16 protein-coding genes and 1 pseudogene are annotated in these 14,250 nt (G+C 27.9%); 4 read left to right on the forward strand and 13 right to left on the reverse strand.

The window, feature by feature from the left end; genetic code table 11:
* The first annotated feature begins 184 nt into the window (after positions 1 to 184).
* From PTA89_RS09410 to PTA89_RS09425, 4 genes are all read left to right on the forward strand, one after another.
* Positions 185 to 559: a CAT RNA binding domain-containing protein gene (locus PTA89_RS09410; protein WP_003706880.1), complete on the forward strand. Its 375-nt coding sequence runs from the start codon at positions 185 to 187 to the stop codon at positions 557 to 559.
* Positions 560 to 604: 45 nt separating this feature from the next.
* The gene (locus PTA89_RS09415) at positions 605 to 1,210 is read left to right on the forward strand and encodes an IS607 family transposase (RefSeq protein ID WP_034990560.1); all 606 of its coding nucleotides are present in this window, start codon (positions 605 to 607) and stop codon (positions 1,208 to 1,210) included.
* Positions 1,203 to 2,459 carry an RNA-guided endonuclease InsQ/TnpB family protein gene (locus PTA89_RS09420; RefSeq protein WP_324177522.1) on the forward strand — a complete coding sequence of 419 codons (1,257 nt, stop codon included), beginning with the start codon at positions 1,203 to 1,205 and terminating at the stop codon, positions 2,457 to 2,459. Before PTA89_RS09415 ends, PTA89_RS09420 begins: the two co-directional genes overlap by 8 nt.
* A gap of 198 nt (positions 2,460 to 2,657) precedes the next feature.
* Positions 2,658 to 2,810, forward strand: coding sequence for a family 1 glycosylhydrolase (locus tag PTA89_RS09425; protein WP_301207678.1), 153 nt, complete (start codon positions 2,658 to 2,660; stop codon positions 2,808 to 2,810).
* A gap of 50 nt (positions 2,811 to 2,860) precedes the next feature.
* Here PTA89_RS09425 and PTA89_RS09430 read toward each other — a convergent pair whose 3' ends face one another.
* From PTA89_RS09430 to PTA89_RS09485, 13 genes and pseudogenes are all read right to left on the reverse strand, one after another.
* A complete protein-coding gene (locus tag PTA89_RS09430; RefSeq protein WP_301207562.1) occupies positions 2,861 to 3,853 on the reverse strand; it encodes a replication initiator protein A in 993 nt (330 codons plus the stop codon).
* A gap of 285 nt (positions 3,854 to 4,138) precedes the next feature.
* Positions 4,139 to 4,903 (reverse strand): replication initiation protein, encoded by a 765-nt coding sequence (locus PTA89_RS09435; RefSeq protein WP_087449101.1) that lies wholly within the window; start codon positions 4,901 to 4,903, stop codon positions 4,139 to 4,141.
* 1,167 nt (positions 4,904 to 6,070) lie between these two features.
* A complete protein-coding gene (locus PTA89_RS09440) occupies positions 6,071 to 6,883 on the reverse strand; it encodes an AlbA family DNA-binding domain-containing protein (protein ID WP_324177523.1) in 813 nt (270 codons plus the stop codon).
* 610 nt (positions 6,884 to 7,493) lie between these two features.
* On the reverse strand, positions 7,494 to 7,808 hold the full coding sequence (locus PTA89_RS09445; protein WP_324177524.1) for a hypothetical protein: 315 nt from the start codon (positions 7,806 to 7,808) through the stop codon (positions 7,494 to 7,496).
* 139 nt (positions 7,809 to 7,947) lie between these two features.
* On the reverse strand, positions 7,948 to 8,478 hold the full coding sequence (locus tag PTA89_RS09450; RefSeq protein ID WP_087449098.1) for a tetratricopeptide repeat protein: 531 nt from the start codon (positions 8,476 to 8,478) through the stop codon (positions 7,948 to 7,950).
* Positions 8,479 to 8,772: 294 nt separating this feature from the next.
* Positions 8,773 to 9,624, reverse strand: a complete 852-nt coding sequence (locus tag PTA89_RS09455) for a 3'-5' exonuclease (protein ID WP_324177525.1) — start codon at positions 9,622 to 9,624, stop codon at positions 8,773 to 8,775.
* A 30-nt stretch (positions 9,625 to 9,654) separates the two neighbouring features.
* Positions 9,655 to 9,825 (reverse strand): annotated as a pseudogene (locus tag PTA89_RS10280) (NINE protein); the annotation flags it as partial.
* 127 nt (positions 9,826 to 9,952) lie between these two features.
* Positions 9,953 to 11,212: a Fic family protein gene (locus PTA89_RS09460; protein WP_087449096.1), complete on the reverse strand. Its 1,260-nt coding sequence runs from the start codon at positions 11,210 to 11,212 to the stop codon at positions 9,953 to 9,955.
* A gap of 282 nt (positions 11,213 to 11,494) precedes the next feature.
* On the reverse strand, positions 11,495 to 11,644 hold the full coding sequence (locus PTA89_RS09465; RefSeq protein WP_157664642.1) for a hypothetical protein: 150 nt from the start codon (positions 11,642 to 11,644) through the stop codon (positions 11,495 to 11,497).
* A gap of 32 nt (positions 11,645 to 11,676) precedes the next feature.
* The gene (locus PTA89_RS09470) at positions 11,677 to 12,081 is read right to left on the reverse strand and encodes a S24 family peptidase (RefSeq protein ID WP_225361188.1); all 405 of its coding nucleotides are present in this window, start codon (positions 12,079 to 12,081) and stop codon (positions 11,677 to 11,679) included.
* A gap of 40 nt (positions 12,082 to 12,121) precedes the next feature.
* Positions 12,122 to 13,063, reverse strand: coding sequence for an exonuclease domain-containing protein (locus PTA89_RS09475; protein WP_087449095.1), 942 nt, complete (start codon positions 13,061 to 13,063; stop codon positions 12,122 to 12,124).
* A gap of 2 nt (positions 13,064 to 13,065) precedes the next feature.
* On the reverse strand, positions 13,066 to 13,395 hold the full coding sequence (locus tag PTA89_RS09480; RefSeq protein ID WP_087449094.1) for a hypothetical protein: 330 nt from the start codon (positions 13,393 to 13,395) through the stop codon (positions 13,066 to 13,068).
* Positions 13,396 to 13,417: 22 nt separating this feature from the next.
* Positions 13,418 to 14,164, reverse strand: coding sequence for an XRE family transcriptional regulator (locus PTA89_RS09485; RefSeq protein WP_167370871.1), 747 nt, complete (start codon positions 14,162 to 14,164; stop codon positions 13,418 to 13,420).
* Positions 14,165 to 14,250 lie beyond the last annotated feature (86 nt).

Raw genomic sequence — 14,250 nt, forward strand, 5'->3', positions numbered from 1 at the left:
AATATTTAATGTGTTTATATTATATATAATATATTTAATAAATGTTATATGTTATAAAAGAAAACGGTCGCTAAAATTATTATCTTATGTTATATTCTTCTTGCATAAGTTTGGCTAGTTATTGCGCTCGGGTAAGCTAAACCAATATACATCTTTTTTATTGTAGTCTCTACAAAGATGTATATTGGTTTTTTTAGTACTATTCAGAAAGGAGGTTATTATAAAAATTTTTAAAGTTATTAATAATAATATTGTCATTACTCTCGATCAAAATAATCAAGAAATCATTTTGATGGATAGAGAATTAGGTTTCAAACAACGACCTGGAAATAATATCGATGAAAATTTAATTGAAAAACGTTTTTCTCTTAGTTCATCAGATAATGAGGAATCTTCAGTCTCTCAATTATTATCCAATATTTCTTTAGAAGATATTAGAGTTGCCACCCAGATTTTAAATTATGCCGAAGATATTTTTAATACCAAAGTTAGTGACTCAAAAGTTATTGCTCTTAGTGACCATATCCATAGTGCATTAGAACGATATAACTTATTTTAATTATTTATTTTATATCAAACTATGTTATCTGATATAATCTATGGTATGAAAGCAAATGAAGTAATGAAATTATTGCAAATTAGTCGTTCCACTTTACTAAGATGGCGAAAAGATGGAATTTTAAAAGCTACTAAATTGCCTTCTGGGCAATATGATTGGGACGCTAATTCTGTTTTTAAGATATTAAATAAAGGTGAAGTTCGTGGTGTTTATTTGTATGCTAGAGTGTCTACACCTAAACAAAAACAAGACCTTGAAAACCAAATTGAAAACCTGCAAAGTTTTGCGATGAAAAATGGTTATCAAGTTAAAGGTCTATACAAAGATATAGCTAGTGGAATTTCTTTTGAAAGAAGAAAGGAGTTTTTTGAATTATTAGACCTTGTAATTAGTGGTAAAGTATCAAAGGTTATTATCACCTACAAGGATAGATTAAGTCGTGTTGGTTTCGATCTGTTTAAATACTTATTTTCCAAGTATCATACCGAGATAATTGTGATGTCAGAATTAACCGATAAAAAGACAGACCAACAAGAAATATTTGAAGAAATCATTAGCTTGTTGCACGCATTTTCAATGAGAATGTACTCGAGTAGAAGAAAGAAAATTAAAGAAGCTTTGGAAGATAAGGAGGTGAACAAGGATGGTTAAAAAGCAAAAATCAAAGAAGAAAGTCATAAAAACTTTTAAAGAAGTAAGAGCAGAGAAAACGGAAGTTCAATACGAGTATTTGGTGGAAAAGCATATTATTAAATCTAATGATGCACGTTATGCTATTTTAGATAAATACGCTCATCTATCCAATAATGTCTACAACCAAGCTCTATATCGTTTTAGACAGGCTTTCTTTAAGGGTAAGTGGCTGAGTTACGAAAAACTAGACAAATCATTTAAACAATCTTTTAATCAAAAGGACTGTATGCTGTATCGCTCTATGAAAAGTGTACATTTAGCTCAACAAATTTTAAAGTTAGTCAATCAAAATATGACTTCTTGGAATAAAGCTCGTAAAGCATATTTAAAGGCACCGCAAAAGTTCACTGGCAAGCCTAAAATACCCAAATATAAACCCAAAGGCGGTAAAAATATTGTTATCGTAGATAACCAAACTGCTAAATTAAGAGCTAATGGAATTGTAGAAATACCAGTGATAGATAGCTTGAAAATTAAGTTACAACACAAAGAAACTAATAAAATTCAACAAGTTAGAGTCATTCCTAAAAATAATACTTTTGTAATTGAAATAGTTTATAAAACTAACAAGGTTATTGACTACAAAGAAGATAATGGACGTCCTTTAAAGTCAGTCAATCAATACTATAACAAGCAAAAAGCTAGATTAACTAGAATTTATGACTTGTCAAAACAAAATTGTAATACTAAACGTTTAAATAAACTTGATTTTTATCGTAATCAAAAAATGTTAAAATTCGCTCATGAAGCAAGTAAACGCATTGTTGAGATAGCGTTAAGCCATGAGTTAAACACGATTGTTATTGGTAAAAATAAAGGACAAAAACGTTCTAGTAATATGGGAAAACGAATAAATCAAAACTTTATTGGCATTCCACATCAAAAAATGATTGAGATGATTGTATATAAAGCTAATTTAGCAGGGATAGTCGTAATTCAAGCTAATGAGGATTATACAAGTCAAACCTCATTTTTAGACAATGAAGTGCCAATTAACCAAAATGGCGATAAAGCTCGTAAACGTAAAGGGTTAAGTCCTGTCAAAAGACGCATTAAACGTGGTTTATTTAAATCAAATAAGGGTATCTTAATTAACGCTGATGTTAATGGAGCGTTACAGATATTAAGAAAAGTAGTACCGAATGCTTTTGCTGACGGTATAGATGGAATCGGATTAGTTCCAGTTAAGCTAAACTTAAATTTCTAATTTAGGAAGCTTACGAACAATTTTTGAAACAAAACACGACTGCCAAACGAGTTGTAAAGTTGTCCACGAGAGCTTTTGGATTAATTCTAAAAGTTTGTAGACTGGTTGACTCTATTAGGTTGAGTGAAGTGTCTTTTTAATTAGTATCATTTGATATGATTTATTTAAAAAGACTAGAAAATTATTAATCTAGATCTAATCAGTGCTAGTTCCGGCGAAATTTCCAAACGCTATGGCTTAATTTATGTTAATTTAGCTGAAGATGGTTCAGGTGATTATCAGCATTTTGCTAAAGATTCAGCTAAATGGTACGCTAAAGTTATTAATTCTAATGGGCAAAATCTGGATTAATTTAATCTAAAAACTACTTGTAAGAATCTGTATTATCACAGGTTCTTTTTTTAGAAACTCAACAGTAGATTTAATTCTATTTTATCATCTTCAGTTAATTCGTAATTGTCCATCAAATATTGTTTTACTGCATTTGCCATAAAATTTCTTAAGTAAACATAGATGAACTTGGCTTCATTCTGTACTTTTTCTTTGCCTTTATAGACGATTTCTGCAATCTGAAGTAAAGCAGATTCTAGTCCTCGTTTTAATAAATCATTGGATTCAAAACGAATTGCTTCTTGGCTTGCAGGATTATATAACCATTTATCATTAGATAATAATTTCTTCGTTACTTGACTTTTAGCTTTAAAAATAGTGTCACTAAACCATTTCAATTTTGTATATGAATTATTTGCTAATACTTTCAATCTAGAAACCACAGGAAGACTTAAAGATACTTTTAGTCTTGTAATAATTGAATCTAAAGATAACTCATTTAATATATCTTTTTCGGATTTTTTAGGTGTGACTAGAGTGTTACTCTGATTTTGTGGTACTGATTCATTTGATTCTCTTGATAATAATAATTTAGTTTGATTATTGTTAGATTGATTTATAGGCAATTTTTGCGACTTCGTACTAGCAGAATTTGCAGGAACGGATTTAATAGGCTTTTCAAAGTCAAAATTAGCCCAAGGCAAAACAAGATCTGTTTCAGCTGGAGTTGTTTCTGGTGTATTTACATAGATTTTAAAATTCTTAAGACCATGACGAATAACACTTATTAGACCACAGTCAATAAGTTGAGAGCGTAAAGTAGAGATTTTTCTTACAGACATACGAAGGATTTTTGCAGCTTCGTCATTAGAAAAATAGATAAAAATGCCTTCTGAATCTGTAAAAGTATCATTACCAGTTTGAGAATGAAAAGTAGATACTTCTTTTCTTTGAGAATATAGTGAATATAAAACCATAGCATCACAACTTAATTTTTGATACTTAGGATTATTGAATAAATCAGTGTTTATTGGTAAAAATGCACGAGATGTAAGACTTTTCATTGTGTAAACTTCCTTCCATAAAAAATATTTGAAGTACACACAAGACTAAAAATGATGAAAAAAAGACATAATAATGCTATAATTAAAAACATAGATAGCGAAAAATGAGTCCAAAAAACTCAAGTTAATTTTGGTGGTGCTTAATTAACTTTTATAAAGAGCTATCGTAAGTTTGATATTAATTATTTGTTCTTAGTCTTGGTGGTACTTGACTGAGATTTTACTGTATGCTGGTCACATACAGTTTTTAGGCTCCTTACTTTGGTCGGTAGGGGGCTTTTTTATTTAGTCATCTAATAATGAAATTTGACGTGGTTCGTCAAGATTTCTTAAAATACGTTTTCCAATATTAAAACGGTAAGCTATGATTCGATGAGCTTTACCTTTTTCATCTTGTACAGGTGTAATTTCAAAAATAGTAAAATACTCCTGTAGGATTTTACTAACTTTTGTTAAAATTAATCTATTGATATCCGTTGGTCGATAAGATTTAGGAATAGAGAAAAGTTCTTTAAAATCCTTTAATACAACATCAAAGACTTTATTTTCGTGTTCTCTAGCTAAACGAAAAGCTGTTTTCGCATATTTAGATTTGATAGAAGTAAATTCTTCAATGTCAAAGTTAGTTACGAATCCTTTGGCTAAATCATTAACGATATAGCGAAAATCTTCGTTAACAGCAACAGTTAGAGTTTGTTGATCCCCATCTATTTGAAAAGTTGGGAATAGGGTAAACTTAATGATTTGTTGTTGATTATGGATTCGAACATTTAAAGAGGCTAGTTTTGTTGTCATATTATCAAGAGACTTGATTAATTCTTTGTTTGAAGTCTTCTGAAAACTTGCTAATTCACGAATTTGAGTAAAAGATAATTTGGTCTTTCTTTCACTAGTTTCTTTAACCTGACTTAGGATAGCGAAGAAAATATTCTGTTCACTTTCATTCATAAAACCAATAGGAATACGATTTAATTCATTATCATAACGAACTTCCTTGGTATTAGGGAAGGCTGTTACAATTTCTTGTTGGACAACAGGTTCTTTAGACATACAAACACCTCACAATACACAAGATGTAACTAAGAATTATCATAGAAACATCTATAAATTATCATTATGTTTATTATAATCATATAGAATTAATAATTACAATATAATTGAATGAATTTATAGACCATTTTTACACAGCGAAAAAATAGATATACATTACAGACTATTTTTACACCTCGACATAAACAAATCCCGGTCTTATGCACTTTTTACATAGATAAAGCTTGTAATTATGCGAATTACAAGAAATATAATAACAGTGAGAAAAGAGTACTTTAGTATATAATCGATAATTTTATTAAAATTGAAGAATCTTGATATGTCAAGGCTTACACGCGCAATTTAAGGCATTTTTTGCAACAATATAATGTTCGAAGTGTAAGAATAGTCTACAAATTTTTGGAAGTGTAAAAATAGTCTTTTAAAATAAAAGAAAAAGGGGAATAAGATATTTTTCCACTCCGAAATTGCCATATTGACCACTTCGAAGTGTAAGAATAGTCTAAATAGAGATAAAAAAAGAAGTTAGAATGTAAGGAAATACAAGAAAAAGGGACAGAATCTATTCGGAGTGTAAAAATAGTCTTTTTTATACAGACTATTTTTACACCTCGAGCACAATTAAATTTTCGAAGTGTAAAAATAGTATCAAAACACATAACATTATACATTGTGGTAATGTTATGTGTTTTTTACATTATATATATTTATAATGTTTGTGACTTGGAAATTTATTTTTATAGACTACCCTTACACTCTGAAATTTATTACATATAATAGGAAGAGATATGTTAATTTGAATTAAAGAGGGGATAGTATGACAGCTGAAAGTATTATTTCGATGTTGAAAGAAATATCAGATAATGGAAATAAGAAATATCCTGTCACTGATTTTTGGTGGAGTATTTATTTTTAGAATAACTTTTTTTGATAAAATTCCTAATGATGTAGCAAATAAACTTATTGATCTTAATTTACCGGATAAAGTAATTGAATTACTAAGTTGTACTAATGGATTAAATTTATAATGTGGAATTTCAGAACATCTCACATTATTCCATAAATACTAATTTAACAATGTTTTTACTGCATTTGAAATGTTTAACTGCTAATATATATTTCTCGAAATATCAAAAAAGTATGCATTAAGTATGCACACTTTTATAGTTAGAAATTAACAAAAGAAGTATATTGGCTGGCATTTTCTTTACGTTGTTCATCAAAAATAGCATTATCTATTTTATTATTTCCGTTGTATTTAGTTATCCTTATCGTTCTTTTATGCAAAGTAGGAAAATTATCCATATTTTTAGCAAAAGTATATGCTCCTAAATTAGTTATGTTATAGTTATTTCCACTATCGACAATAAGATGTTTATCTAATAATGATTTAATAACTAATTCTGTATCAAAATAGGATATATCCATCAAATCTGAAAATAATTTTAAATCTAAAAGTTCAAAAATATCATTAGCAGTAACATCATTTTTAGCAATTTGCGATTCAAAAAATGTAGATTCAAATGATTTCCAAATGAGTCTTTCTTTTTCAGGATATTCAGCAAGAGATTTTTTTGAAGTTCCTACACGTATAAATCCTTGCCCTAAAAATTTAATTGGTCTATTAACATGAGTCACATCAATTTTTAGCAATAATATTCTCTTTTCCTCAATTATATGTTCTTCCCAATAAAGATTTATTTTAGGGTCTAAATATTGTTCTAGATATGTTATAAATGGCATATTGCCTTTAGGAGCTTTTTCTAAGTAAGGTTTAATATTGGTTCCAACAATTTCTTTCGAAATATCTTTAACTCCCCAAATTAAATAAGCCGCGGATAGGTGGAGCATCAAGGCAGAATTTCCTAGTGCAGAAATGTATTCTCCTATTTGCTTTTTATCTTTCATATTTTCTTTATAGTCTAAAATTTCAGATTCATCATGTCTATTAATTAATGTTAATAATTCATCGTTTGTCAATATAATTACCTCTCTTTATTTTCTATAAAAAATACATGGTAGTTATAAATGCCGTCGTATCAATGATAGTTTATTTTCTATGAAAAATACATTTTATTTTTTTATTTATAAAATCAAAATTATTATCAAGAGTAACTGTTTATAAATGTTTAAAAATAAATTAAAATAATTTTTGCTTATTTGGTTGGTTATGTAATTTTTGAAGGAACTATAGCTATACTCTAATGCTAGACATAGAATAGATGACGGGTTATTAACTACCTAAATTTAATTTTATCATTGATTTTATCTCCTTCACTCATCCCAAGACCAAAGAAAAAGATTAAAAGAGGAGAGATACCAGTGGATAAAAATTTATCAAAGAAAATAGTAAAAGTATAGATAATGAACTATCAATAAGTGATGCAATTATTAAAACTGAGAAACAAATAAACGAAAATTTAGATACACGTTTAAATCTACTTCTCACGATACAGCCTCCTTAAAATATCTTTGAGATTAGCTTTTAGTGACTTCAAATCATTGGTCAAAATGAATGTATGTTTTTTTAAGTTCTGTTTAAATCCGTCGATTTTGACGGGTATTTTAATTGTTTGTAAAAAAACTGTTATTATAGAATAAATCTTCTACCACATCCATTACATACAAAATCTGTTTTATTTGTTTTCTTGCCTGCAAATCCTGCTAAAGCACCAACACCACCAGTTAAAATAGCACATCCAACAGCTTTACCAGTTGAGAATCCTTTTTTATGAATACCTAAAGCTTGGATGTTTTTAGAACCACAATTAGGACATTTGAATTTATTCTTCTGTGCTTGTATCTTAAAGTCTTTCATAGCTTGATTTTCAGCCTTTAATTTTTCCTTATCAGACTTTGAAAGTCTAAAATAATCAATAGTTGCACAAATGATATATATAATCATGAATCCTAATAATCCAAAAATTAGATTTCCTATTATTGGAATTATCGTTCCAACTATTGCAAAAATTATTGTAACTGTTAATATTAATTTTTTATGATTTTGATATACATTTTCAGGTATGTGAACAACTCCTTGTTTTTTATATTATTTTTTGAATAATTTTATTTTTATCAATTCCTTTGGATTTATCTTCGTTAATATGTTTTTCTCTAAATTTTTCAGCTTTAGGAATTCTTTCAATAATTGCTTTGGTTCCTGGGTATACGGTATTTTTTCTTGCATAAATTTGACTAAGTTTTAACAATTCGACCTCATCAGAGAAACGCTTTTGTTTACGATACATAATTGCTAATTTGAGTGTGGGAAAATGTCCCATAAGCTTTAGTATCATAAGCCACTCATTTTCTGCCTTATCCCATTCTCCAATTTTATAGTAATAATTGCCTTTGTTATAATGCGGAAGAACAAAGTCTATCACCTTATTTGAATATCGCATTTCATCTGAATAATATTCATTATCAACAAATTTATATTTTTCAGAAAACTTAACATTTTCTTTTGCAGCCTTTATTTGTTTATCTGTTGACATCTGATAACCAGTTTTCTTGTTTATTCTTTTATTATTTAAAGATGCACTATTTTCTTGTTTTTTGAAAAATTTAAAAAACATCTAAATCACCTCAATTGTAAAATACCACCTACCAATAAACCTAACTATTACCTAATAAATATGGATAAATTTTCTGAAATACCTAAATAGTTAGTTATTTGATACTTAGTTAAATTCATAAGTTCATCTTTATCTTGCATAGTTAATAATAAATATGAGTAGGTTTACTATTATTTTTATCTGTCATTTAAAAATTCTCCTTTATTTTTAAAATTTAATATATTAATTAATTTTATAGTCGTAAATGAGTTGGATGTACGACTTTTGTTAGTATGTTAATGATTGTCTGACATGTTAAAAATTCTTCTTTGCAAATTGATATAAAGCATTAGTAGTATAACAATCATCTAACGAATCATGAGAATTGTTATTAATACCTAAAAATTTTTTTACGGTAGGTAATTTAGCATCTTCTAAATCCAACTTCCTAGCTAAAGGTAGCGTATCGATAGTTGAAATATTTTTAATAATTAAATTATTAGCAATTAGAAATTTTATATCAAAACCATTAATATAATGTCCAACTAAAGGTAAATCACCATAAAAAGAAATAAAATTATCTTTTATGTCATTTAGTTCTTTACCATAATCTACAATATCTTGAGTGATACCAGTTAGATTGATTATAAAATCTGATAATTTAGTGTGTGGATTGATGTATTCGTTGAATACTGCAATTTCTTTATTATCAATGTATTTTATAGCAGATAATTGAATAATTTTATCTTCACTTGGACTTAATCCAGTAGTTTCAATATCAACTACTACATAATCATCTCTGAGTTTTCTGAGTTTAGAGATTTTAATAGTTTCTGATGAATTAGTCTTTGTTCGTGTAGATTTTTTATGGGTCTTAGTTTTTGGTTTGAATTCCATTACAGGTTGAAGTTTGGGTTTGAAATAATAACTTATAACTTGACTATTTCTAGGTTTATCAATGTTAGATGAATTTGTTTCTTCAATATTTGCACTCAATGAATTATTTAACCTGGAGCTTGTACTCATTGATTCATTCAAGTTTATTGATGTTACAGTGTTATTGATATGTTTACTAGATTGATTAGTTTGTATATTTTTTTCAGTAGGGGACGTGTTATTAATGTTATTACAATCTTTAACCCAATCAGGTATTTTGAAAAAATCCATAATAAGTATTGGACAAGTGATAATCACTCCCAATCCTAATGTTAAAACAGTGATTAATAACATCTTTAATCCATTTTTCTTTAAATAAAACCTATGCAATCCAAACGTTCCAAAAAATATAGCTAGCAAATATGCTAGCCAAATATTTTTGGATTTAATAAAATTTTTCTCTATTAAGTCTTTTATCTTTTCCAAATTCAAAAAATGACTCCTTTATTTTTATTGTAAGAATTTAATTATAATACAACCAACCCAACAATCTTAAACTCATCATCTTTTTGTAACGCTACTAAGTTCTGTTTAAACCCGTCGATTTTGACGGGTTATCTTAGTGTAATGTAGGAATATCTTTTGATAATTCTTGTGATAAGTAATGCACTTTAGGTTTTTCTTTTATCAAATCAATATACCCTAACTTTTTAAGATTATTAGTAATATTTCTAATTTTATAAGTAGATAAGTGTAAGATTTCTTTTAAATCATTGTCGGTTAACTCAGGTGCATAAGTACCAAAAATATGCTTTTGATATAAAATGAAAATAACTGATTTTTCTTCATCATTTAATGATTTAAGTTTGGAAACTCTTTTTTCTGCATCATTCAAGAGTTTAAAACCAGTTTGTATTCTCTTTAAGAGTATGGTTTGACCTTCTTCCAATATTTCTAACATTCTAATAATGAAATTAGTTGCATCACCATGATTAAAGGTTTTGGACATATCCATAAAAGGTTTATAATAACGTTTTTTATGTAAAGATATTGCTGAAGAAAAACTTACAGCAGTCATAATGTCTAATTTTCTTGCTAAATATGAGCATGCTATATATCTACCAGTTCTACCATTTCCATCATAAAAAGGATGGATATATTCATAGTAGTAGTGAGCAATAAAGCATCTTTCTAGAGCGGGAATATCATGATTGTTCATCTCATAAACTAGTTTTGTTAAATTTTGAGTAATTTGTTCTTCTGAAATATCTCCAGCATGAACAATTTTACTTCCGTCCATTACATATTCAGGATGCCTTCTAAATAAATTTCCATCTGGGATTTCATCTTTTTCTTCCTCACCAACTAATTCATCCCAAATAGTTCTAAATTCTTTTACAGATTTAATTTCGTTAAAATTTCCTTTCTTAATATTAATATATTGATTAACTAATCCTTCAAATCTCATATTAGATTTTTGACTTTTAGTAATAACATTATTAATTGCTTCACCTATTTCTTGTCTAGAACTTCTAATTCCTTCAATATCATTGGTACTTTGCAATTCTAAGACTAATGTATTATAAAATAATTGATCTGAGGCAACTTCAGGAAGTTGAGACATATAGTAGGTAATTACACTGGAATTTTTGTAAATTTTATCTTTTAAAATAGATATTTGTACCGTAGGCAAAAAGAATATCTCAAATAAAGTATTTACATCTCTTATTTCTTTTTTACTATTGAAAGGAGACATTTTTAATCCTGAGTAAACTATCAGTTCATTATTAAGACGATTATTTAAAAAATCGGTATAAATAACTTTATCACTACTTTTGTCACTATAAAAAACTGATTTAAGGGAAGTATATTTTTTCATAAAAGTCCTCCTAATATATAAAAGCTATTATAAAAAAAGTGCTATTTTTTTATAATGATCAAAATCTATTGTAAAAAAAAGCGTATTTTTTAACAATAGCTAAAACTTATTGTTAAAAAAAGGCCAATTTTTAACAATAGCTAATTGTGATGATTCAATATAATAATTACATATATCTCAATCTAAAACACTATCTTTTAAATCACAACCAATCCAACAATTTTAAACACTCAACCCACCCATAATAATCCGACGTACGCTATCTTCAAATGACATTGTGAGTTAGATAACCTTAATTAACCAGACGATTAAAACAATGATAATTGCTACTGAGAAAATACCACCTTGAATATTAATGTTTAAATTGTATTTGCCATTTTCTGTTGTTTTAGAATAATCGAACTTACCTAATAGTACTTTTTTCCAATCCACAGTTACTCACTCCTTTATTTAAATAATGATAACTACACCAACAATTTTAAAATCATCATTTTTTTAATTTCAATATCAGCATATTTTTTATTCAATGAAACCAGCTTACAACTTTGTCTATTATCATCAAATACGATCTTCTTAACGTAAGAGTCGCCATTTAACTCAGCAATAACAAACTGATTATTTCTTACTTCTTCAGTGTCGTATATTTTATTAACATAAATAATTTGACCGTCAGAGAAAGTAGGAGTCATGGAATCTCCATTTACACGTAAGGCAAAATCATGTGCAGGTGGCTCGTTATTAACCATAACTTCATCATATTGTTCATCAGTCAACCATTCGCCAGTACCAGCAGAAACGGAGCCTAGAACTTCAATAGTATATGTATTATCTTTATCATTACTGGAGTAGGAGTTGTCTAACAAAATCATAGTCTAATTTCATATCAGATATATCCTTTCTGATAAATTTTTATCGTGATATCATTTGAATAAATTCTTTTTCATCGATCACTTCAATGTTGTTTGTTTTAGAATTAATATGTTCTGCTTTTTTTATTTTATTAGATTTACCATCAGGACCAACAACTCTAGGATCTTCTAAACCAACTACCAAAATATTAGTACTTAGAGTAACCGTTCTTTGAAAATTACCACCTAGATCAGAAACAATAACTTCAGCTTCATTTCTTGTCATGCTTTGCAGTTTGCCAGTAAATGCAATATTTTTATCTTTTATGCGTGTCTCATTAATATTAATTTTGTGTAGATTTTTCCTTGATAATATATCATCTGCATTTAGAAATTTAATGGGTGTAGAACCGTGTCTAGATAGGGTAAAAGGTATATATTTAGTTGGTGTAATTTTTCCAAATGATTTATATCCTGCGTCATTAACCAATTCGAATATGGTTGAATAATCGGAAACTTCTAACATGGCAATTGCTAGTAAACCACAAGCTTTAGCATCTTCTAAAGCATTATGAAACTCAGTTATGTTTTCAATTTTGTAATGTTGAATCATCTGAGATAATCCATGATGTACACCAGGTAATAATCTTCTAGATAAAGTTAGAGTATCAATAAACTCAACATTTATGAAATCAACATCATAATAGTTTGAAGATTTTGTTAGAACATTTCTATCAAATGCAGAGTGGGACACTATCAAATTATTAGAAATGTAGCTTTGTATTTTAGGATAAATTTCTTTGTATGTAGGAGCATTTTCTACATCTTCTGGATGTATTCCATGAACAAAAATATTCATAGGACTAAATTCTTGTTCTGGATTAATGAGACTATAAAAACTATCTACTAATTTACCATTTTCAAACTCAGCAATACCAACTGAACAAGGTGAATATGCATTTTCATTAGCAGTTTCAAAATCTATTGCGACAAAATTTTCCATAATCAGATTTCCTTTCCATAATTATTTTTTAGATATTCTTTGTCAACTTTATCTAGTTTTTTATTGTCGAATAGTTTATTAAATATAGTGATTTCATTAGGATTAGCAGGGCGTTTGTCGATAATATCAGACAAATTAAATAGTTTAACTGGATCGGTGCAGAAAGAACTAAATTCCCAACTATTTGATTTTTCAGTAATAACGTGATTAGCGTATAAGGATACACCAATACCATATACTATCTCTAAGTTATTACTAAATTTATCTTTGATTTCTTTAAATACAATATTGTTGCCACTCTTTAAATTAACCACTTCTAATTCTGTGTTCATTAAACATGTAACTCCTTTAATTTTATAATACAACTGATCCAACTACTTTAAAATCATCATCTTTTGTAACATTAATGGGTTTATATTCCTTGTTCAAGGAAATCAATTGCCAATCTTTTCTGTTATTATCAAAAACAATTTTCTTGACGAATGCATCACCGTTTAATTCAGCAATTACTATTTGTTCATTTCTAACCATATCCAAGTCATCAACTCTATTTACATATATAATTTGTCCGTCAGAAAATAATGGAATCATCGAATCTCCATTAACACGTAGAGCAAAATCATATTCTGGTGGTTCGTTATTAACAGTGATTTCTTCATGTTGTTCATCAGTTAACCATTCGCCAGTGCCTGCAGAAACTGCACCTAAAACATCAACATAATAGGTGTTATCAGTTTCAGTGATAGAATGAATTTTATTTTCTTGTCTAATTTGGTCTTTAAGCCTATTGTCAGCATATTCAACAACTTTCTTCTTGTTATCTGTATTCAATTGCATAACTGTATTGTTCAATCTATTTAAGTATGTATTATCTTCATTGAATTCTTCTACTAATTCAGATTTTTCTATTCCAAAAAAATTAGCCATTTTTTCGATTTTATCAATTCTTGGGTAAGTCTTAGCATTAACCCAGTCTAATACTGTTGTGTATTTAAAATCTAATTTATTAGAAAATTCTTTAGTGTTTAAACCTAATTTATCCAAATTCCTTCTAATGTTAGAAGCCATTATTTTTTTATTACCTAAAGTTGATTTAACCATAGTAATCGCCTCCTTATTTTCTATAATTATAGGTTTTAACCGTGTTATTGTCAAAAAAAGTACAAAAAAATCAAAAAAAACGTATT

The sequence above is a fragment of the Ligilactobacillus salivarius genome, assembly GCF_035231985.1.
GTDB lineage: Bacteria > Bacillota > Bacilli > Lactobacillales > Lactobacillaceae > Ligilactobacillus > Ligilactobacillus salivarius.